The following is an 18,527-nucleotide window of genomic DNA, read 5'->3' as shown; positions in this document are numbered from 1 at the left end:
CTTGTGGATAGCCGGGCTATCCACTGCGCACCGCGCCTTGCATCCCATCCCGACAAGACCGCTGCGCGACCCCTGGGAGATCGTAAACACGTTCTCAGGAGAGTGATCCCTTCACCCCGCCGCCGCCGCGCGCTGCAGCCGGTCGCGCACGCCTTCCCATTCCGGGGTGGCGGGGGGCGTCTCGATCCAGATCAGCTTCACGCCCTCGTCGTCAAAGCCGCGCAGCACGGCAAACAGCTGCTGGGCGGTGGCGGCGGCGTCGTCGGGCATGCGGCGCAGGACCAGCGCGGAGGACGGGGTGCGCAGCGCCGCGCGCGCGTACACCGCAATGTTGCGGGCCTCGGCGCCCAGCAGGTCCAGGCCGGTCTGCAGCGCCTTGGCGTCCATCAGGCGCACCTGGGCGGCAGGGGCGTAGTGGGCCTCCAGCGTGCCCGAGGCGCGGGGCGTGTGCGCGGGCAGCTCGTCCTTGGACAGCGGCGCCATGCCGCAGGCCTGCGCGATTTGCTCGCGCGTGATGGCCCCGGGGCGCAGCAGCACCGGCACGCCGCGCGTGCAGTCGACGATGGTGCTCTCGATGCCGACCTGGCAGGGGCCGCCGTCCAGCACCAGCAGCGCCTCGCCGAGTTCGTCTTGCACATGGCGGGCGGTGGTGGGGCTCACGCGGCCAAAGCGGTTGGCGCTGGGGGCCGCCACGCCCCACACGGGCGGGCCGCCCTGTTCGGGGCCGTCGCCGGGTGCGGCGCAGGCCAGCAGCAGTGCATGGGCCACGGGGTGGGCGGGGCAGCGCAGGCCCACGCTGTCCTGCCCGCCGGTGGCGGCGGTGGCCACACCCGGCAGGCGCGGCAGGATCACGGTGAGCGGGCCGGGCCAGAAGGCGTCCACCAGCTTCTGCGCAAAGGCCGGCACCTCGCAGGCAAAGTGCGCAACGCCTTCGGCGCTGGCCACGTGCACGATCAGCGGGTGGTCGCTGGGCCGGCCCTTGGCGGCAAAGATCTGCGCCACGGCCGTGTCGCTGGCGGCGTCGGCCGCCAGGCCGTACACCGTTTCGGTGGGCAGGCCCAGCAGCGCGCCGCTGCGCACGGCGCGGGCGGCGGCGGCGATGGATTCGGGAAGGGTGCCGTCCAGGATCATGCGGGGGCCATCAGAAAGCAGCGATGCCCAGCAGCGCGGCGGCCTGCAAGGCCGTGGCGCGGGCGGCCTCGGCCGTGGGGGCGGTGATGTTCAGGTGTCCCATCTTGCGGCCGCGCTTGGCCTCGCGCTTGCCATACAGGTGCAGGTGGGTGCCGGGCAGGGCGAGCACGGCAGCCCAGGGCGGGGTCTGCGCGGTATCGCCGCCCTGGGCGAACCACAGGTCGCCCAGCAGGTTGAGCATGACGGCGGGGCTGTGCTGGCGCGGCTGCGTGAGCGGCAGGCGCGCCAGGGTGCGCACCTGCAGCTCGAACTGCGACACATCGCAGGCGTTCTGGCTGTAGTGGCCGCTGTTGTGCGGGCGCGGTGCGATCTCGTTGACCACCAGGCGGTCGTCCTGCAGCACGAAGAACTCCACGCACAGCACACCCACGTACTGCAGGCCTTCTGCTACAGATTTTGCAGCTTTAACCGCTTGTGCAGCAAGCGCTGGGGGCATATTTTGGTCATGAACTTCGGTCACGGCCAGGATGCCGTCCCGGTGCAGGTTGCGCTGCACGGGCAGGTGCACCATGGCACCGTCGTGGCCGCGGGCCACGATCACCGAGCATTCCAGCGCCAGCGGCAGCATCTGCTCCAGCACGCAGGGCACGCGGCCGACGGCATCCCACGCGGCGGCCAGCTCGGCGGGCGTCTTCACGCGCACCTGGCCCTTGCCGTCATAGCCCATGCGGGCCGTTTTCAGGATGCCCGGGAGCAGATCGGACGAAACGGCTGCCAATTGCTCCGCCGTCTCGATCACCGCGTACGGCGCGCAGGGCACGCCGCAGGCCACAAAGTGCGCCTTTTCGCGCGCCCGGTCCTGCGCCACCGACACGGCGCTGGCGGCGGGTGACACGGGTCGCTGCTGCGCCAGGGTGGCGAGCGCGGCGGCCGGCACGTTCTCGAACTCGGTGGTCACGGCGTCGGCCACGCGTGCCAGTTCGGCCAGGCCCGCAGGGTCTTCGTAGGCGGTGCGGATGTGGTGGTGGCTCACGAGGCCGGCGGGGCTGTCGGCGTCGGCGTCGAGCACGGCCGTGAAGTAGCCCATGGCCTGGGCCTGGTGCACGAACATGCGGCCCAACTGGCCGCCGCCCAGCACGCCCAGCGTCGATCCCGGAAGCAAGGGGGGCATGGGTTCGGTCATGCGACGGGTGGGAGTTGCATGTTGCGCGCCACGTCCGTCTGCTCGGCGCGGAAGGCGTCGAGGCGCTGGCGCAGTTCGGGGTTCTCGTTGGCCAGCAGGGCCACGGCGAACAGGGCCGCGTTGGCCGCACCCGCCGTGCCGATGGCAAACGTCGCCACGGGGATGCCCTTGGGCATCTGCACGATGGAGTGCAGCGAATCCACCCCCTGCAGGTGGCGGCTGGCCACGGGCACGCCCAGCACGGGCACGGGGGTCTTGGCGGCGATCATGCCCGGCAGGTGGGCGGCGCCGCCCGCGCCCGCGATGATGGCCTTCAGGCCCCGGCCGGCGGCGGCTTCGGCATACGCAAACATGTCGTCGGGCATGCGGTGGGCCGAAACCACGCGCGCTTCATGGGCGATGCCGAACTGCTCAAGGATTTGCACCGCGTGCTGCATGGTGTCCCAGTCGCTGCTGGAACCCATGACCACGCCGATCTGGATGGGTTTCATGGTGGTTGGAGGCGGTGTGGCGGCGCCCGGGGCCCGCCGCGTCCGCTGTAGGTGGAACCCGTGATTTTACTTTTTGCGTTTCCCCGCATCGTGCCGGGCTCTGGCAATGGGCCAAAATAGCGCGAACTCCCCCCATTTCCGCCGGCCCCGGTCCGGACACCCGCCATGATTGACGTCACCGTAGAAAACTTTGAAGCTGAGGTGGTTGCCGCCTCCATGAACGTGCCCGTGCTGGTGGACTTCTGGGCCCCCTGGTGCGGCCCCTGCAAGTCGCTGGGCCCGGTGCTCGAAAAGCTCGAAACCGAATACGACGGCCGCTTCAAGCTGGTCAAGATCGACTCGGACCAGGAGCAGCAACTGGCAGGCATGTTCGGCATCCGCAGCATCCCCACCTGCGTGCTGCTCATGAACGGCCAGCCGGTGGACGGCTTCATGGGCGCCCTGCCCGAAGGCCAGGTGCGGGCCTTTCTCGACAAGCATGTCCCCACCGCCGAAGCGGTGATGGCCGAGGCGGAGGAAGAGGAGGCCCTGGACGCACTGGCCGAGGGCGACACCGGCACGGCGCTTGAGAAACTGCAGCACGCCGTGGTGACCGACCCCGCCAACGACGATGTGCGCTTCGACTACGTGAAGCTGCTGCTGCAGCTGGGCCGCGACGACGACGCCAAGGTGGCTTTTGCCCCGGTGATCGCCAAGGCCGCCACCTCGCGCAAGCTCTCGGCACTCAAGGTTTGGATGGATGCTATTGATTTCGTAGCTTCAGAGGCTTATGGAGAAAGCGCTGAGGCCGATTTTGATGCAAAGATTGCCGCCAGCAAACGCGATTTCGACACCCGATTCGCCCGCGCCCGCTGGCTCATGGCCGGCCAGCGGTGGACCGACGCCATGGACGAGCTGCTCGAAATCCTGATGCGCGACAAGGCCTGGAACGACGAGGCGGCGCGCAAGACCTATGTGGCCATCCTCGATCTCATCGAGCCGCCCAAGGTGAAGGTGGCCGACGGCCAGATTCCCCCCGATGACCCGGTGGTAGCGGCCTACCGCCGCCGCCTGTCGAGCGTGGTGCTGAGCTGACGCTGCGCGCACAGGGCTCTGGGCGTGGCGCCTGCCGCGCTGCGTGGCAGGCAAAGTGATGCAGATGCGGGTCTTTGGCGCGACGATGCCTCGGCTTGACGGGGCCACGGTACGGCAGGCGCTGCGGCTGTTGTTGTTGTCGCTACCGCTGGTGCTGGCCGGCTGCGCCACGCGCCCGCCCGAGTCCGATGCCGTGGTCACCGGCATGGCCCTGGCGCGCGAGCGGGTGATGTTCCCGCCCGAGGCGGTGTTCGAGGCCACGCTGCTGGATGTCTCCCAGCCCGACCAGCCGCCCGTGGTGCTGGGCCGCCAGCGCAGCGCCCCGGCCGGCCAGCCACCATTTGCGCTGGCCATTCCCTATCCCTCGTCCCACTTTGCGCCCAAGGGCCGCTACGAGGTGCGCGCCACGGTCTCGCTGGAAGACCGCCTGCTGTGGACCACCCACACCCGCACCCCCGTGCCGCAGGACCCCGCCTACCGCCGCGTGAGCCTGCAGCTGCTGCGGGTGCCGCTGTCCACGGCCACGGTGGAGGCGGCCGTGCCGCTGGCGCTCACGCACTGGCGACTGGTGGAGCTGGAAGGCGAGCCCGTGCCCCCGCCCGCCGAGGGGAGCGCGGCGCCGCATCTGGTGCTGCAGGCCGACGAGCCGCGCGCCATGGGGTCGGGCGGCTGCAACCGCTTTCTGGTGGACTACGCCCTGCGCGGAGGGCAGCTGCGGTTCGGGGGGCTAGTGTCGGGCATTGCGCTGTGCCTCGCATCGGGTGCCACCGAGCAGCGGTTCTTCAAGGCGCTGGGCGCCGTGCAGGGTTTTCGCCTGCAGGGCCGCCAGCTGTTGCTGCGCGACGAAGAAGGCCAGCCGCTGATGCGGCTGGAGGCGGCGGAAACCCCGCTGCAGTGAGACGGGCCGGGCCCCGCAGCCCTGCGGGGGCGAAGAACGCCGAAGCGCTTCAGTGCATCAGTGCATCAGTGCGTCAGACGCTCCAGGGCCTCGCGGTACTTGGCGGCGGTTTTCTCGATCACCTCCTGCGGCAGGCGCGGCGCAGGCGCCGTCTTGTCCCAGGGCTTGCCGCCCACCTTGGCCTGTTCCAGCCAGTCGCGCACAAACTGCTTGTCGTAGCTGGGAGGGTTCTGGCCTGCGGCCAGCGCGGCTTCGTACCCTTCCACCGGCCAGTAGCGCGAGCTGTCGGGCGTGAGCACCTCGTCCATCAGCACCAGCGTGCCGTCCGGCGCCAGGCCGAATTCGAACTTGGTGTCGGCAATGATCATGCCCTTGGCGAGCGCGATCTCTGCCGCGGTCTTGTAGATGGCGATGCTCAGGTCGCGGATGCGCGTGGCCAGGTCGAGCCCGATCATCTCCACCGTGCGCTCGAAGGTGATGTTCTCGTCATGCTCGCCCACGGCCGCCTTGGCAGCGGGCGTGTAGATGGGCTCGGGCAGCTGGGCGGCGTTGGTCAGGCCTTCGGGCAGGGGCACGCCGCAGACCGAGCGCGACTCCTGATACTCCTTCCAGCCGCTGCCGGCCAGGTAGCCACGCACCACGGCCTCCACCGGAATGGGCTTGAGGCGCTGCACGAGCATGGAGCGCCCCCGGATCTGCGCGGCCTCCGCGGGGCTGACCACGCTCTCGGGCGCATCGCCGGTCAGGTGGTTGGGGCAGATGTGGCCCAGCTTGTCGAACCAGAACAGGGCCATCTGCGTGAGCAGCTCGCCCTTGCCGGGAATGGGCTCGCCCATGATCACGTCGAAGGCCGACAGGCGGTCGCTGGCCACCATCAGGATGCGGTCGTCGCCCACGGCGTAGTTGTCGCGCACCTTGCCGCGTGCCAGCAGGGGCAGCGAGGTCAGGGCGGAGGTGTGCAGGGCGTTGGGGCTGGGCTGGGTCATGGTGTGGGGTCGGGGGAGGGCTCAGTCTGCCGTGCGGTGCACGCACGGCAGCGGGCGGGTGGCGCCGTGTTTCGTTCGGCGCAACCTGCGGATTTTACGCGCGGGGCCGCGCCGGCGGGCGGCCGCCCAGCGAAGGCCGAGCCCTTGCGGCACACTGTGCGGCCCTGTGACTCTGGCGGAGCCTGCGCCCGCTGTCCTCCCTCATGTCTTCTGCCGCACCTGCTGCCGCCGACCCGGTGGCCCCCGGCCCCGCCACCGTTGCTGCGCCACAGCTCACGCCACGCCGCGAGCTGTGGCTGCTGCTGACCCTGGCGGGCATCCAGTTCACGCACATCCTGGACTTCATGATCATGATGCCGCTCGGGCCGCAGCTCACCCGGCTGTTCGCCATCAGCGACGCGCAGTTCGGACTGCTCGTGTCGGCCTACACGCTGTCCGCCGGGGCTTCCGGCCTGGTCGCATCCACCTACATCGACCGGTTCGGCCGCAAGCGGCTGTTGCTGGTGCTGTACGTGCTGTTCGGTCTGGCCACGCTGGCCTGCGGGCTGGCGCCCACCTACGGCACGCTCATGGTGGCGCGCATCCTGGCCGGTGTGTTCGGGGGCGTGCTGTCGGCGCTGTCGCAGACCATCGTGGCCGATGTGGTGCCGTTCGAGCGGCGGGGTCGCGCCATGGGCATCATCATGACCTCGTTCTCCGTCTCCACCGTGGCGGGCGTGCCGCTGGGCCTGATCGCGGCGGAGCATGGCGGCTGGCACACCCCGTTCTTCGGCATCGCGGCGATGGTGGCGGTGCTGGCCGTGCTGGCGGCGCGCACCCTGCCCGCGCTTTCGGGCCACGTGCACGCGGCCGGCCGACGCACGGCGCTGGGCGGCATCGCACAGGTGCTGGCAGACGCCAACCACCGCTGGGCCTTTGTGTACTCGGGCCTGCTGATGTCCACCGGTTTCACGGTGATTCCCTACATCACCATCTACATGCAGGTCAACGCGGGGGTGCGCGCCGACCAGATCCCCTGGGTCTACCTCTGCGGCGGGCTGGCCACGCTGTTCACGGCCCGCGTTTTCGGGCGGGCCACGGACCGCCTGGGCAAGGTCGTCACCTTCCGCTGGCTGGCCCTGGCGGGCCTGCCCTGCATTCTGGGCATCACGCTCACCCAGGGGCTGCCGCTGTGGGGTGTGCTGCTGGTGTCCACGCTGATGTTTGCGTTCGTCAGCGGCCGCATGATTCCGGGCATGGCCATCATCACCTCGGCGGCGCAGCCGCAGCTGCGGGGCACCTTCATGACGCTCAACGCCTCGGTGCAGTCGGCTGCCATGGGTGTGGCCTCGTTTGTGGGGGGGCTCATCATCAGCCGCGATGCGCAGGGGCTGGTGCAGCATTACTGGGTGGCCGCTCTGGTGGGCATTGCGGCCAGCCTGCTGTCGATGGTGGTGGTGGGCCGCCTGCACCTGCACGGGGCCACAGCCTCGGCGCGTTGAGGGGGCCTGGGGGCGCGGCGAACTCGGCGCGGCGAACTCGTCCATTGTGCGCTCATTCCGTCCCTTTGGCACCTGGGGCGGCATAACCCAGCGTGCCGGGGCGGTATGGGATTGCAATTCGACAGGGCCAGGGGCATAGTGAACTCACGTCAATGGATGCATCCAAGTTCGCCGGGCCGCCCCTCTGATCCAGGGCGGCGTTTCTTCCACCGAGAGCCACAGGAGACTTATTTATGAACTTGACGATCAGCGGCCACCATCTCGAAGTCACCCCCGCCTTGCGCAACTACGTCACGAACAAGCTGGACCGGATCAACCGCCACTTTGACCAGGTTGTCGATGTCAAGGTCCTGCTGACGGTCGAGAAGCAGAAGGAAAAGGAAAAGAGGCAGCGGGCGGAATGCAACATCCATGTCAAGGGAAATGACCTGTTTGCCGAAAGCTCCCATGCTGACCTGTATGCCGCTGTGGATGATCTCATCGACAAGATGGACCGGCAGGTGGTGCGCCACAAGGACCGCCTGCAGAACCACCAGCACGAAGCCGCCAAGCGCGTGATGCACGCCTGATGCGACCGCCCTGAGCCAGGCACCGCAGCCGCCCCGACCGGGCGGTTTTTTTGTTGCCCGGCGCGGCCCTGTCTCAGGGTTTTCGCCAACATGTGCATAATTGTTACCCTTCACCATGAACCGACTCGCCTCCATCCTGCCCTCCGCACAAGTGCTCGTGAGCCTGGACGCCACCAGCAAAAAGCGTGCATTTGAAGAAGCGGGTCTCTTGTTCGAAAGCCAGCACGGGCTGTCGCGGGCGCTGATCACGGACAGCCTCTTTGCCCGAGAGCGGCTCGGCTCCACCGGCCTCGGCCATGGTGTGGCCATCCCGCATGGCCGCATCAAGGGGCTCAAGGCGCCGATGGCTGCCGTGTTCCAGCTGCTCAACCCCATTGGTTTTGACGCGCCGGACGAGCAGCCCGTGGGCCTGCTGATCTTCCTGCTGGTGCCCGAGGCTGCCACGCAGAAGCACCTGGAAATCCTGTCTGAAATCGCCGAGCTGCTGAGCGATTCCGCCCTGCGCGAAAAGCTCAAGGCCTGCACCGATGCTGCCGAGCTGCACGGCATGATCGCAGGCTGGCAGTCCACGCAGACGGCCTGAATCCGTTTTCGGCCGCCGCGCTTTTTCTGACCCGCCGTGAAGCCCAACGTCGTCAGTGCCGATGTTCTGTTCGAGGAATTCCGCGGCCTGCTGAAGTGGGAATGGGTGGCGGGCCTGGGCGCTTCAGAGCGCCGCTTCGACGAAGTTGCGGTGCGCTCGGCCCGCTCGGGCGCGGATCTGGTCGGCTATCTCAACTACATCCATCCCTACCGCGTCCAGATCCTGGGCGAGCGCGAGATTGCCTACCTCAGCAATGCATCGCCGGACGACTGCAAGCGCCGCATCGCGCGTATCGTTACGCTGGAGCCGCCCGTGCTGGTGCTGGCTGATAGCCAGACGGCACCCGATGCCCTGGTCTCCATGTGCGAGCGCGCGCAGATCCCGATGTTCTCCACCCATGAGTCATCGGCATTCGTCATCGATGTGCTGCGCGCCTACCTGTCCAAGCACTTCGCCGACCGCACCACCATGCACGGCGTGTTCATGGACATCCTGGGCCTGGGTGTGCTCATCACGGGCGAGTCGGGCCTCGGCAAGAGCGAGCTGGGGCTGGAGCTGATCTCGCGCGGCAACGGCTTGGTGGCCGATGACGCGGTGGACTTCTACCGCATCAACCAGACCACCATCGAAGGCAAGTGCCCCGAGCTGCTGCAGAACCTGCTGGAGGTGCGCGGCATCGGCCTCCTGGACATCCGCGCCATCTTTGGCGAAACGGCCGTGCGCCGCAAGATGCGCCTGAAGCTCATCGTGCACCTGGTGCGAAAGGAGACCCTGGAGCGCGACTACGAGCGCCTGCCCTACGAGCCGCTCACGCAGGACGTGCTGGGCGTGCCCGTGCTCAAGGTCGTCATCCAGGTGGTGGCCGGCCGCAACATCGCCGTGCTGGTCGAGGCCGCTGTGCGCAACACCATCCTGCAACTGCGCGGCATCGACACCTACCAGGAATTCGTCGAACGCCACCGCCGGGCCATGGAGCGGGATACGGGTGGCTAGTCTGCTCTGTATTTGATAGCTGTTAGCGATTGATGGACAAGCGCTGGCGGCAATTCAGATCACAATTCTTCAAAAACTGGCGCTCCCAACGCCAGTGCTCCCGCGCAAGGGCCGCCCCGCCGCGCTGGGAGCGTCCCCCCTCTGGGGGGAAGACGCCGAAGGCGGCTCAGGGGGGAGTCATTTCTTCGCACACGTCGCGCACTGGCCGTACAGCGCCATCGTGTGGTCCTGCACCACCCACCCCTTGGCCTTGGCCACGGCCTGCTGGCGCTTTTCGATCTCGGCGTCGTAGAACTCTTCCACCTTGCCACACGATGTGCAGATGAAGTGGTCGTGGTGCTGGCCCTCGTTGAGCTCGTACACCGCCTTGCCGCTCTCGAAATTGCTGCGGATCAGGATGCTGGCCTGCTCGAACTGCGTGAGCACGCGGTAGACGGTGGCCAAGCCGATGTCCGAACGGTCCTCCAGCAGCACGCGGAACACATCTTCGGCGGTCATGTGGCGCTGCGTGCCTTTCTGGAAGATTTCCAGAATCTTCAGGCGGGGCAGCGTGGCCTTGAGTCCCGTGCTTTTGAGTTCGTCGATGTTGGTCATGGCATGGTCTTTCGGGGTGCGGGCTGCGGCCCTGGAGCCTGCGGTCAAGGGGCGCAAGGCCTGCCGCTACAATGGGGCGATCATATCCTCAGCCCCTCTATCCATGCCCGTCAAAGCCCGTTGCAGCGCCCGCCCGGCGGTGGTCCTCTTGATCGGCGCCAGTGTGGCGGCCCTGGCTGGCTGCAGCAGCTTCAATGGTGCCAGTACCCGTATCGCCAGCATGGTCACGCCCTACAAGGTCGACATCGTGCAAGGCAATTTCGTGTCGCGCGAGCAGGTCGAAGCCCTGCAGCCCGGCATGAGCCGCCAGCAGGTGCGCGAGATCCTTGGCACGCCCTTGGTCACCAGCCTGTTCCACGCCGACCGCTGGGAGTACGTGTTCACCCTGAAGCGTCCGAACGAAGAGGCCCTGACCCGCAAGCTGACGGTGTATTTCAAGGGCGACGTGCTCGATCGCTCCGAGGGTGACGAGATGCCCACCGAGACCGATTTCGTCGCCAGCCTCGGCGCGCGCGGCGCCAAGGGCAAGGTGCCGGTGCTGGAGGCCACGCCTGAGCAACTGGCCAAATACCCGCCGTCGCCGCGCCCACCCACACCGCCCACGGCCGCCCCGCTGGAACCCGCTTCCATCAGCTACCCGCCGCTGGAAGCGCCCGCCCGCTGACACGGGCTGCGGCCCTGCGGCGCGGCCTCGCAGACCGGCGCGTGCCGCGCTTTTTCTCCCAGGTTTTCTACGCACAGGACTTTCATGACAGGGACATCTTCGCCCGCCGCCGCATCCCCCGCTGCCGCACCTTGCCGCGTGGCGGTTGCGGGCGCCTCGGGCCGCATGGGCCGCATGCTGATCGAAGCCATCCGCGCCAGTGACGACTGCGTGCTGGCCGGTGCGCTGGACGTGGCGGCCAGCCCCGCCGTGGGCTCCGACGCGACCGCGTTTCTGGGCCATGCGAGCGGCGTGGCCATCACGGCCGACATCGCTGCCGGCCTGAAGAACGCGGACGTGCTGATCGACTTCACCCGCCCCGAAGGCACGCTGGCCCACCTTGCCGTGTGCAGCCAGCTGGGCGTCAAGGCCGTCATTGGCACCACCGGTTTCAGTGATGCGCAGAAGGCCGAGATCGCCACCTTCGCCCAGCGCACCGCCATCGTCATGGCGCCCAACATGAGCGTGGGCGTCAACGTCACGCTCAAGCTGCTGCAGATGGCCGCCCAGGCCATGGCCACGGGCTACGACATCGAAGTCATCGAGGCCCACCACCGCCACAAGGTCGATGCGCCCTCGGGCACCGCGCTCAAGATGGGCGAGGTGATGGCCGAGGCCATGGGCCGCGACCTCAAGCAATGCGCCGTCTACGCCCGCGAAGGCGTGACGGGCGAGCGCGACCCCTCCAGCATCGGCTTTGCCACCATCCGTGGCGGCGACATCGTGGGCGACCACACCGTGCTGTTCGCGGGCATCGGCGAGCGCATCGAGATCACCCACAAGTCGTCGAGCCGCGCCACCTACGCCCAGGGCAGCCTGCGCGCGGTGCGCTTCCTGGCAGACCACCAGACCGGCATGTTCGACATGTTCGACGTGCTCGGTCTGAACCGCCAATAACCATCGGGACCCCCATGGACGCGCTGCACTGGTGGCGACAGGGCGATGCCGTCACGCAGGGCACGGCGCTGATCCTGCTGGCCATGTCCGTCGCCAGCTGGGTGGTCATCGTGTGGAAGCTGCGCCTCATGCGCCGTGCGACGGTGGACGTGGCCCGCTGCACGGCGGCGTTTTGGCAGGCGCCGTCCATCGACCTGGCCTCGCAGCGTTTGCAGTCTTTTGACCGGGAAGCGCTTGTCCTGCCTCTGGTTGTTGCTATCAATTCGGTAGTTGATGCTCCTGGCGCGGGCGCCGGGGCCAGCCTGGCCACCGCCGGCGGCCTGCCGCAGCGGCTCACGCGCGTGCTGCGCAATGCACTGCACGAGGTGCTGGGGCGCCTGCAGTACGGCCAGGTGCTGCTCGCCACCGTGGGCTCCACCGCGCCGTTTGTGGGGCTGCTGGGCACCGTCTGGGGCATTTACCACGCGCTCACGGCCATGGCCGGGGCCGGTCAGATCACCATCGACAAGGTCTCGGGCCCGGTGGGCGAGGCCCTGGTCATGACGGCGGCCGGGCTGGCCGTGGCGATTCCGGCCGTGCTGGCCTATAACGTGTTCGGGCGGCTGATCGGCCGCATCGAGGCCGATCTGGAAGGGTTTGCGCGCGACCTGCGCGAGCTGCTCATCGACACGGCGGCCCAGGAGCACGCCGCGAGCAAGGCCCCATGAGCTTCGGCCGCCTTGAGCGCACGCAGGGGCCGCAGCCCATGAGCGACATCAACATGACGCCGCTGGTGGACGTGATGCTGGTGCTGGTGGTGATCTTCATCCTCACGGCGCCGCTGCTGGCCAGCTCCATCCGGCTCGATCTGCCCCGCTCCGAGGGCGCCACGCCCGGCACCGCGCCGCAGTTCGTCACGCTGGTGGTGGATGCGGCTGGACAGGCCTACCTGGACGACCAACCCCTGGCCCAGGCCGCACTGGCCGAGCGCCTGCGCCGCATTGGCGCCGAGCGGCCCGACACCGAGGTGCAACTGCGGGCCGACGCCGCCGTGCCCTACGGCCGCGTGGTCGAGGTCATGGGTGCAGCGCACCTCGCCGGGCTCTCGCGCATCGGCTTTGTGGCCGAGCCTGCTGCGGCATCCGGCGCTCCCGTGCAGCCCTCCCCATCGCGGTAGCGGCCACCCCTGCCCGGGGGCAGGGGGCACGACCGCCTAAAATCCCCGCAGCGCGGCCAGCGGCTGCACCTTTCTCTCACCCGAGCCCCCATGCAAGACAAATACTCTCCGCAAGACGTCGAGCGCGCCGCGCACGACCACTGGACCGCGCGCGACGCCTACCGCGTGACCGAAGACGCGAACAAGAAGAAGTTCTACGCCTGCTCGATGCTGCCCTACCCCAGCGGCAAGCTGCACATGGGCCACGTGCGCAACTACACCATCAACGACATGCTCACGCGCTACCTGCGCATGAACGGTCACAACGTCCTGATGCCCATGGGCTGGGACGCCTTCGGCCTGCCGGCCGAGAACGCGGCGCTGAAGAACGGCGTGCCCCCGGCCAAGTGGACGTACGAAAACATCGCGTACATGAAAAAGCAGATGCAGGCCATGGGCCTGGCCATCGACTGGAGCCGCGAGGTCGCCACCTGCGACCCCGAGTACTACCGATGGAACCAGTGGCTGTTCCTGAAGATGCTGGAAAAGGGCATTGCCTACCGCAAGACGCAGGTCGTGAACTGGGACCCGGTGGACCAGACCGTGCTGGCCAACGAGCAGGTGATTGACGGCAAGGGCTGGCGCACCGGCGCCGTGGTCGAGAAGCGCGAAATCCCCGGCTACTACCTCAAGATCACCGACTACGCCGAAGAGCTGCTCGACCACGTCACCGGCGACAAGCTGCCCGGCTGGCCCGAGCGCGTGAAGCTGATGCAGGAAAACTGGATCGGCAAGTCTGAGGGCGTGCGCTTCGCCTTCACGCACGACATCGCGGGCGACGACGGCGCGCTGATTGGCGACGGCAAGATGTACGTGTTCACCACGCGCGCCGACACCATCATGGGCGTGACCTTCTGCGCCGTGGCGCCCGAGCACCCGCTGGCCGCACATGCCGCCAAGACCAACCCCACGCTCCAAGCCTTCATCGAAGAGTGCAAGAGCGGCGGCACCACCGAGGCCGAGCTGGCCACGCAAGAAAAGAAGGGCGTGCCCACGGGCCTGTTCGTCACGCACCCGCTGACCGAGGAGAAGGTCGAGATCTGGGTCGGCAACTACGTGCTGATGGGCTATGGCGATGGCGCCGTGATGGGCGTGCCCGCGCACGACGAGCGCGACTTTGCGTTTGCCCTCAAGTACGGCCTCGAAATCAAGCAGGTGGTGCTGGTCGATGGCGAGCAGTTCGACTACCACCAGTGGAACGACTGGTACGGTGACAAGCAGCGCGGCGTGACCATCAACTCCGACAGCTTCAGCGGCATGGCCTACAAGGACGCGGTGGACGCCGTGGCCCATGCGCTCGCGCAAAAGGGCCTGGGCGAAAAGAAGACCACCTGGCGCCTGCGCGACTGGGGCGTGAGCCGCCAGCGCTACTGGGGCACGCCCATCCCCATCATCCACTGCGAAGAACACGGCGCCGTGCCCGTGCCCGAACAAGACCTGCCCGTGGTGCTGCCGCAGGACTGCATCCCCGACGGCTCGGGCAACCCGCTGCACAAGCATGAGGGCTTTCACGCCGGCGTGACCTGCCCCGTGTGCGGCAAGGCCGCGCGCCGAGAGACGGACACCATGGACACCTTCGTGGACAGCTCGTGGTACTTCATGCGGTATTGCGACCCCAAGAACAGTGACGCCATGGTCGCTGGTGGCGCCGACTATTGGATGCCGATGGACCAGTACATCGGCGGCATCGAACACGCCATCCTGCACCTGCTGTACGCCCGCTTCTGGACCAAGGTCATGCGCGACCTGGGCTTGGTCAAGGTCGATGAGCCTTTCACCAAGCTGCTCACGCAGGGCATGGTGCTCAACCACATCTACAGCCGCCGCACCGCCAAGGGCGGCAAGGACTACTTCTGGCCCCACGACGTGGAGCACGTGCTGGACGAAGGCGGCAAGATCATCGGCGCCAAGCTCAAGAACGAAGCCACCAGCGGCGACGGCCTGCTGCCCGTCGGCACGCCCATCGACTACGAGGGCGTGGGCACCATGTCCAAGTCCAAGAACAACGGCGTGGACCCGCAGGACCTGATCGAGAAGTACGGTGCCGACACCGCCCGCCTGTACACCATGTTCACCGCCCCGCCCGAAGCCACGCTGGAGTGGAACGACGCGGCCGTGGAAGGCAGCTACCGCTTCCTGCGCCGCGTGTGGAACTTCGGTCTCAAGCTGTCTGCGATGGATATGGGAGCGGCTACCGCAAGCGTGGCCAGCGCCAGCAGCCTGAAAGATGTGGAATTCGGCAAGGAGGCCAAAGCCCTGCGCCTGGAGATCCATACCGTGCTCAAGCAGGTGGACTACGACTACCAGCGCATGCAGTACAACACCGTGGTCTCGGGCGCGATGAAGATGATCAACGCGCTGGAGGACTTCAAGGCCCTGGATTCGGCCGGTGCCCAGGTGGCGCTGATCGAAGGCTTCGGCATCCTGCTGCGCGTGCTGTACCCCGCCACGCCGCACATCGCGCACGGGCTGTGGAGCAGCCTGGGCTATGCCAACCACCTGGGCGATCTGCTGGATGCCGCATGGCCGCAGGTGGACCCGGCCGCGCTGGTGCAGGACGAGATCGAACTCATGCTGCAGGTCAACGGCAAGCTGCGCGGCTCCATCCACGTGCCCGCCGCCGCCGACAAGGCCGAGATCGAGCGCGCTGCGCTGGCCAGCGAGGCCTTCATCGCCCAGGCCGCCGGTGCCGCGCCCAAGCGCGTGATCGTGGTGCCCGGCCGCCTCGTGAACGTGGTGATCTGAAGATCGGCAGGCCTAGTGATGAACAAGCGCGCACTGCTGCTGTCCCTCGCGCCCATGGCGCTGCTGTCTGCCTGCGGCTTTCGGCTGCGCGGCGTGCCCGAGTTCGGGTTCCGTTCGCTCTACATCGCGGCGCCGGTGGGCTCTCCGCTGGCGCGGGAGCTGCAGCGCACGCTCGAAGGCTCCGGCAGCCCGCTGCAGGTGCTGCGCGACCCGGCGTCCCTGCCCACGGCCGAGGCCATCATGGACCTGCTGCAGGAGCAGCAGGAGCGCGTGGTGGTGGGCCAGAACGCGTCAGGCCAGGTGCGCGAGCTACAACTGCGCCTGCGCATCAAGTTCCGCCTGCGCACGCAGGACGGCACCGAGCTCATCCCCGTGACCGAGCTACTGCAGCAGCGCGACATCAGCTACAACGAAACCATCGCCCTGGCCAAAGAGGCGGAAGAAGCCCTGCTGTTCCGCAACATGCAGACCGACCTGGTGCAGCAGCTGCTGCGGCGCCTGGCGGCGGTGCGCCGGGCCTGAAATATGAATGAAAATGGCCGCTAGCGCTTATCTGGCAAGCGCTGACAGCTATAAAATTCATAGTATTTCTAGCCTTCAGCCCATACTGGCTGCCTGCGCACAAAGCGGCCGGCCCGGCCGCCCGTGGCGCGCTGTGCAGCGGTGTAGCTCAGCACGCCGTTCACCCACACCTGCTCGATGCCCTCGCTGAACTGCTGGGGCTGCTCGAACGTGGCCTGGTCGCGCACGCGCTCGGGGTCGAACACCACCACGTCCGCCATGTGCCCCGCCTGCAGCAGGCCGCGCCCGCCCAGGCGAAACCGGCGGGCCGACAGCCCCGTCATCTTGTGCACGGCCTCTTCGAGCTGCAGCAGGCCCTTGTCGCGCCAGTAGCAGGCCAGCACGCGGGGGAAGGCGCCCCACAGCCGGGGGTGTGGTCGCTCGTCGTGCGGCAGCCCGTCCGAGCCGATCATGGACAGCGGGTGCGCAATCACGCGCTCCACATCGTCCTCGCGCATCTGGAAGTAGCAGGCCCCGCCGGGCTTCAGGCGCACGGCGGCTTCCTGCTGCGGCACGCCCCATTCGCGCGCAATGTCGGCCAGATAGCGGCCGGCCATCTCGGGGTGGGGCTGGCTGCCGGTGATGAGGATGTCGATGATGCCGTCCACCAGGTCCTCGCGCAGCACGGTGGAGCCCGCGGTGTACGGGTACACGTCGAGCGCAATCTCCTGCTGCTGCGCCAGCTGGTCGATCAGCGGCAGCGTCTCGCGCGTGCGGCCCCAGTTGGCGGGCCCGGCGCACTTGTGGTGCGAGATCACCAGCGGCAGGCCCGACTGGCGGGCGGTGAGCGCGGCCTCCTGCAGCGCGGGCAATATGCCCGCCAGCTCGTCGCGGATGTGCGTGGCGTACACGCCGCCGTGGCGTGCAGCGACAGAGGCCACGGCCACCAGCTCCTCGACATCGGCCGCATAGGCCTCGCTGTAGAAGATGCCCGACGACAGGCCCAGCGCCCCGGCCGCCATGGCTTCTTCCATGTCAGCGGCCATGGCGGCACGCTCGTCGGCGGTGGCGGTCTGGCGCAGGTCGGCCAGGTGGCGCATGCGCAGGGCCGTGTGCCCCATCAGTGCGGCCACGTTCACTGCGGGCTGGGCGGCGTCCACGGCGCGGGCGTAGTCGGCCATGCTCGCGTGGCGAAACTGTAGGCGCCCCAGCAGCGAGAGCGGGGCCAGCGGGCTATCGGTGACCACGGGGGCCAGCGAAATGCCGCAGTTGCCCACGATGACGGTGGTGATGCCCTGCGAGAGCTTGGGCAGCATGGTAGGTGCGTCCAGCACGGCGGCGTCGTCATGCGTGTGCACGTCGATGAAGCCGGGGGCGATCACACGGCCGGTGCAGTCCACCTCGGTGAAGTCATCGCAGGACCGGGCGCGGGCCAGGGCAGCGGGGTCGATCTGCCCGTGCGGGGCCAGGGCGGTGATGTGCTCGCCTTCGATCAGCAGGTCGCCCACCCAGCCGGGGCGCAGCGTGCCGTCCACGATGCGGCCGTTGCTCAGCAGCGTTGCAGGTGCCATGTCATTCCTCAGCGGCGGTGCCGGCGTGGCCCTTGCCCGCAGGGCTATCCACAGCGCCCACGTACTCGGCGCTGTCAAAGCCGTGTTTGTGCAGCAGCTGCTTGAACTGCTGCAGCCCGCGCGTGGCCACGGGGCCGAGCTTCTGCGCCAGGCGCACGGTCAAAATTTCGATCACCACCAGGTGGGCCAGATAGGCCTCGGTGCCCACGCGCATCACGGCGTCTTGCGGCACCGACACGGCTAGCACCAGGTCGGCCACCTCGGCCAGCGGCGTGCCGGGCTGGGTCAGCGCCACCACGGTGGCGCCTTGCGAGCGCGCAAACCGCGCGGCCTCCAGCGCATAGGGCATGCGCCCCACGTGCGAGATGACAAAGGCCACGCCATCGGGCCCCAGCGTGCTGGCCGACACGAGTTGCTGGTGCGCATCAAAAATGGCGTTGGCCGTGCAGCCCAGGCGGAACAGGCGGCTTTGCAGCTCGCTGGCCATGAAGGTGGAGGCGGCGCCCACCGAATAGCAGTCGATGCGCCGCGCCTGCGCCAGCCGCTCGGCCACACGGTCGATCACGTCGGCGTCGAGGTTGCGGCCCAGCTCGGTCAGCGACGAGACGGCGGCGTGCACGATCTTGCTGGCCACGTCGTGCGCGCTGTCGTCGGCCAGCACGCTGCGGTGCAGGTGCGATCCGGTCACGGCCAGGTCCTGCGCCAGGGCGACCATGAATTCGCGCACCGAGTCGTGGCCAAAGCTGCGGCAGGTGCGCACGATGGTGGGCATGGAAACGCCCGCCTGCTGGGCGAGCTGCTCCACGGTGGCGACCACGGCGGCGCGCGGGTCGTCCAGCACCACGCGCACCACGCTGCGCTGGGCGTCGGGCAGGTCGGGCTGGCGCTCGCGCAGTTGCTGCAGCAGGCTGGTAGGGGTGGGTTTGAGCATG

General features: G+C 68.3%; 19 protein-coding genes. 12 read left to right on the top strand and 7 right to left on the bottom strand.

The window, feature by feature from the left end; translation table 11 throughout:
• Positions 1 to 111: 111 nt before the first annotated feature.
• Genes ACOQFS_RS08050 through purE form a run of 3 tightly spaced genes read right to left on the bottom strand, consistent with a single transcriptional unit; the run spans position 112 to position 2,805 of the window.
• Positions 112 to 1,131, bottom strand: a complete 1,020-nt coding sequence (locus ACOQFS_RS08050) for an L-threonylcarbamoyladenylate synthase (RefSeq protein WP_421562376.1) — start codon at positions 1,129 to 1,131, stop codon at positions 112 to 114.
• 10 nt (positions 1,132 to 1,141) lie between these two features.
• Positions 1,142 to 2,314 carry a 5-(carboxyamino)imidazole ribonucleotide synthase gene (locus ACOQFS_RS08045; protein ID WP_421562375.1) on the bottom strand — a complete coding sequence of 391 codons (1,173 nt, stop codon included), beginning with the start codon at positions 2,312 to 2,314 and terminating at the stop codon, positions 1,142 to 1,144.
• Entirely contained in the window at positions 2,311 to 2,805 is a 495-nt protein-coding gene (gene purE / locus ACOQFS_RS08040; protein ID WP_421562374.1) for a 5-(carboxyamino)imidazole ribonucleotide mutase, read from the bottom strand. Before purE ends, ACOQFS_RS08045 begins: the two co-directional genes overlap by 4 nt.
• Before the next feature lie 165 nt (positions 2,806 to 2,970).
• Between purE and trxA the strand changes: the two genes are divergently transcribed.
• Together trxA and ACOQFS_RS08030 are read left to right on the top strand one after the other, a co-directional pair.
• Positions 2,971 to 3,879 carry a thioredoxin gene (gene trxA, locus ACOQFS_RS08035; protein ID WP_421562373.1) on the top strand — a complete coding sequence of 303 codons (909 nt, stop codon included), beginning with the start codon at positions 2,971 to 2,973 and terminating at the stop codon, positions 3,877 to 3,879.
• A gap of 85 nt (positions 3,880 to 3,964) precedes the next feature.
• Complete coding sequence (locus tag ACOQFS_RS08030) at positions 3,965 to 4,777, top strand: META domain-containing protein (protein WP_421562372.1); 813 nt, start codon at positions 3,965 to 3,967, stop codon at positions 4,775 to 4,777.
• Positions 4,778 to 4,842: 65 nt separating this feature from the next.
• Here ACOQFS_RS08030 and ACOQFS_RS08025 read toward each other — a convergent pair whose 3' ends face one another.
• Positions 4,843 to 5,763, bottom strand: a complete 921-nt coding sequence (locus tag ACOQFS_RS08025; RefSeq protein WP_421562371.1) for a phosphoribosylaminoimidazolesuccinocarboxamide synthase — start codon at positions 5,761 to 5,763, stop codon at positions 4,843 to 4,845.
• 203 nt (positions 5,764 to 5,966) lie between these two features.
• On the opposite strand from ACOQFS_RS08025, the gene ACOQFS_RS08020 reads away from it, so the two are divergent.
• From ACOQFS_RS08020 to hprK, 4 genes are all read left to right on the top strand, one after another.
• The gene (locus ACOQFS_RS08020; protein WP_421562370.1) at positions 5,967 to 7,244 is read left to right on the top strand and encodes an MFS transporter; all 1,278 of its coding nucleotides are present in this window, start codon (positions 5,967 to 5,969) and stop codon (positions 7,242 to 7,244) included.
• Between the two features lie 233 nt (positions 7,245 to 7,477).
• Positions 7,478 to 7,813: a ribosome hibernation-promoting factor, HPF/YfiA family gene (gene hpf, locus ACOQFS_RS08015; RefSeq protein ID WP_421562369.1), complete on the top strand. Its 336-nt coding sequence runs from the start codon at positions 7,478 to 7,480 to the stop codon at positions 7,811 to 7,813.
• Between the two features lie 115 nt (positions 7,814 to 7,928).
• Positions 7,929 to 8,396: a PTS sugar transporter subunit IIA gene (locus ACOQFS_RS08010; RefSeq protein ID WP_409828026.1), complete on the top strand. Its 468-nt coding sequence runs from the start codon at positions 7,929 to 7,931 to the stop codon at positions 8,394 to 8,396.
• Between the two features lie 36 nt (positions 8,397 to 8,432).
• Positions 8,433 to 9,389, top strand: coding sequence for an HPr(Ser) kinase/phosphatase (gene hprK, locus ACOQFS_RS08005; RefSeq protein WP_421562368.1), 957 nt, complete (start codon positions 8,433 to 8,435; stop codon positions 9,387 to 9,389).
• 177 nt (positions 9,390 to 9,566) lie between these two features.
• On the opposite strand, the gene fur is transcribed toward hprK, so the two are convergent.
• Positions 9,567 to 9,983, bottom strand: a complete 417-nt coding sequence (gene fur / locus ACOQFS_RS08000) for a ferric iron uptake transcriptional regulator (protein ID WP_421562367.1) — start codon at positions 9,981 to 9,983, stop codon at positions 9,567 to 9,569.
• Between the two features lie 103 nt (positions 9,984 to 10,086).
• Between fur and ACOQFS_RS07995 the strand changes: the two genes are divergently transcribed.
• The 6 genes from ACOQFS_RS07995 (at position 10,087) to lptE (ending at position 16,045) form a co-directional block, all read left to right on the top strand.
• On the top strand, positions 10,087 to 10,647 hold the full coding sequence (locus tag ACOQFS_RS07995; RefSeq protein ID WP_421562366.1) for an outer membrane protein assembly factor BamE: 561 nt from the start codon (positions 10,087 to 10,089) through the stop codon (positions 10,645 to 10,647).
• 84 nt (positions 10,648 to 10,731) lie between these two features.
• On the top strand, positions 10,732 to 11,583 hold the full coding sequence (dapB, locus tag ACOQFS_RS07990) for a 4-hydroxy-tetrahydrodipicolinate reductase (RefSeq protein ID WP_421562365.1): 852 nt from the start codon (positions 10,732 to 10,734) through the stop codon (positions 11,581 to 11,583).
• Between the two features lie 14 nt (positions 11,584 to 11,597).
• On the top strand, positions 11,598 to 12,290 hold the full coding sequence (locus ACOQFS_RS07985; RefSeq protein WP_421562364.1) for a MotA/TolQ/ExbB proton channel family protein: 693 nt from the start codon (positions 11,598 to 11,600) through the stop codon (positions 12,288 to 12,290).
• Positions 12,287 to 12,739, top strand: a complete 453-nt coding sequence (locus tag ACOQFS_RS07980; RefSeq protein ID WP_421562363.1) for an ExbD/TolR family protein — start codon at positions 12,287 to 12,289, stop codon at positions 12,737 to 12,739. Before ACOQFS_RS07985 ends, ACOQFS_RS07980 begins: the two co-directional genes overlap by 4 nt.
• 90 nt (positions 12,740 to 12,829) lie before the next feature.
• Positions 12,830 to 15,523 carry a leucine--tRNA ligase gene (gene leuS, locus ACOQFS_RS07975; protein ID WP_421562362.1) on the top strand — a complete coding sequence of 898 codons (2,694 nt, stop codon included), beginning with the start codon at positions 12,830 to 12,832 and terminating at the stop codon, positions 15,521 to 15,523.
• Positions 15,524 to 15,541: 18 nt separating this feature from the next.
• Positions 15,542 to 16,045, top strand: a complete 504-nt coding sequence (gene lptE / locus ACOQFS_RS07970) for an LPS assembly lipoprotein LptE (RefSeq protein ID WP_421562361.1) — start codon at positions 15,542 to 15,544, stop codon at positions 16,043 to 16,045.
• Positions 16,046 to 16,113: 68 nt separating this feature from the next.
• On the opposite strand, the gene ACOQFS_RS07965 is transcribed toward lptE, so the two are convergent.
• Together ACOQFS_RS07965 and ACOQFS_RS07960 are read right to left on the bottom strand one after the other, a co-directional pair.
• A complete protein-coding gene (locus ACOQFS_RS07965) occupies positions 16,114 to 17,595 on the bottom strand; it encodes an N-acyl-D-amino-acid deacylase family protein (RefSeq protein ID WP_421562360.1) in 1,482 nt (493 codons plus the stop codon).
• Between the two features lies 1 nt (position 17,596).
• Entirely contained in the window at positions 17,597 to 18,526 is a 930-nt protein-coding gene (locus tag ACOQFS_RS07960; protein ID WP_421562359.1) for a MurR/RpiR family transcriptional regulator, read from the bottom strand.
• Between the last annotated feature and the right edge of the window lies 1 nt (position 18,527).

Source organism: Paracidovorax sp. MALMAid1276, from assembly GCF_049198005.1.
GTDB lineage: Bacteria > Pseudomonadota > Gammaproteobacteria > Burkholderiales > Burkholderiaceae_C > Acidovorax.
Note: the sequence above shows the minus strand (reverse complement) of the source record. Positions and strands in the feature narration are given on the sequence as shown.

Coding starts and splice junctions, on each gene's coding strand:
- ACOQFS_RS08045 (WP_421562375.1), bottom strand. CDS start 2,314: ATGACCGAACCCATGCCCCCCTTGCTTCCGGGATCGACGCTGGGCGTG.
- ACOQFS_RS07965 (WP_421562360.1), bottom strand. CDS start 17,595: ATGGCACCTGCAACGCTGCTGAGCAACGGCCGCATCGTGGACGGCACG.
- purE (WP_421562374.1), bottom strand. CDS start 2,805: ATGAAACCCATCCAGATCGGCGTGGTCATGGGTTCCAGCAGCGACTGG.
- ACOQFS_RS07995 (WP_421562366.1), top strand. CDS start 10,087: ATGCCCGTCAAAGCCCGTTGCAGCGCCCGCCCGGCGGTGGTCCTCTTG.
- dapB (WP_421562365.1), top strand. CDS start 10,732: ATGACAGGGACATCTTCGCCCGCCGCCGCATCCCCCGCTGCCGCACCT.
- fur (WP_421562367.1), bottom strand. CDS start 9,983: ATGACCAACATCGACGAACTCAAAAGCACGGGACTCAAGGCCACGCTG.
- lptE (WP_421562361.1), top strand. CDS start 15,542: ATGAACAAGCGCGCACTGCTGCTGTCCCTCGCGCCCATGGCGCTGCTG.
- ACOQFS_RS07960 (WP_421562359.1), bottom strand. CDS start 18,526: ATGCTCAAACCCACCCCTACCAGCCTGCTGCAGCAACTGCGCGAGCGC.
- ACOQFS_RS08020 (WP_421562370.1), top strand. CDS start 5,967: ATGTCTTCTGCCGCACCTGCTGCCGCCGACCCGGTGGCCCCCGGCCCC.
- ACOQFS_RS07985 (WP_421562364.1), top strand. CDS start 11,598: ATGGACGCGCTGCACTGGTGGCGACAGGGCGATGCCGTCACGCAGGGC.
- ACOQFS_RS08030 (WP_421562372.1), top strand. CDS start 3,965: ATGCCTCGGCTTGACGGGGCCACGGTACGGCAGGCGCTGCGGCTGTTG.
- hpf (WP_421562369.1), top strand. CDS start 7,478: ATGAACTTGACGATCAGCGGCCACCATCTCGAAGTCACCCCCGCCTTG.
- ACOQFS_RS07980 (WP_421562363.1), top strand. CDS start 12,287: ATGAGCTTCGGCCGCCTTGAGCGCACGCAGGGGCCGCAGCCCATGAGC.
- ACOQFS_RS08050 (WP_421562376.1), bottom strand. CDS start 1,131: ATGATCCTGGACGGCACCCTTCCCGAATCCATCGCCGCCGCCGCCCGC.
- ACOQFS_RS08010 (WP_409828026.1), top strand. CDS start 7,929: ATGAACCGACTCGCCTCCATCCTGCCCTCCGCACAAGTGCTCGTGAGC.
- leuS (WP_421562362.1), top strand. CDS start 12,830: ATGCAAGACAAATACTCTCCGCAAGACGTCGAGCGCGCCGCGCACGAC.
- ACOQFS_RS08025 (WP_421562371.1), bottom strand. CDS start 5,763: ATGACCCAGCCCAGCCCCAACGCCCTGCACACCTCCGCCCTGACCTCG.
- trxA (WP_421562373.1), top strand. CDS start 2,971: ATGATTGACGTCACCGTAGAAAACTTTGAAGCTGAGGTGGTTGCCGCC.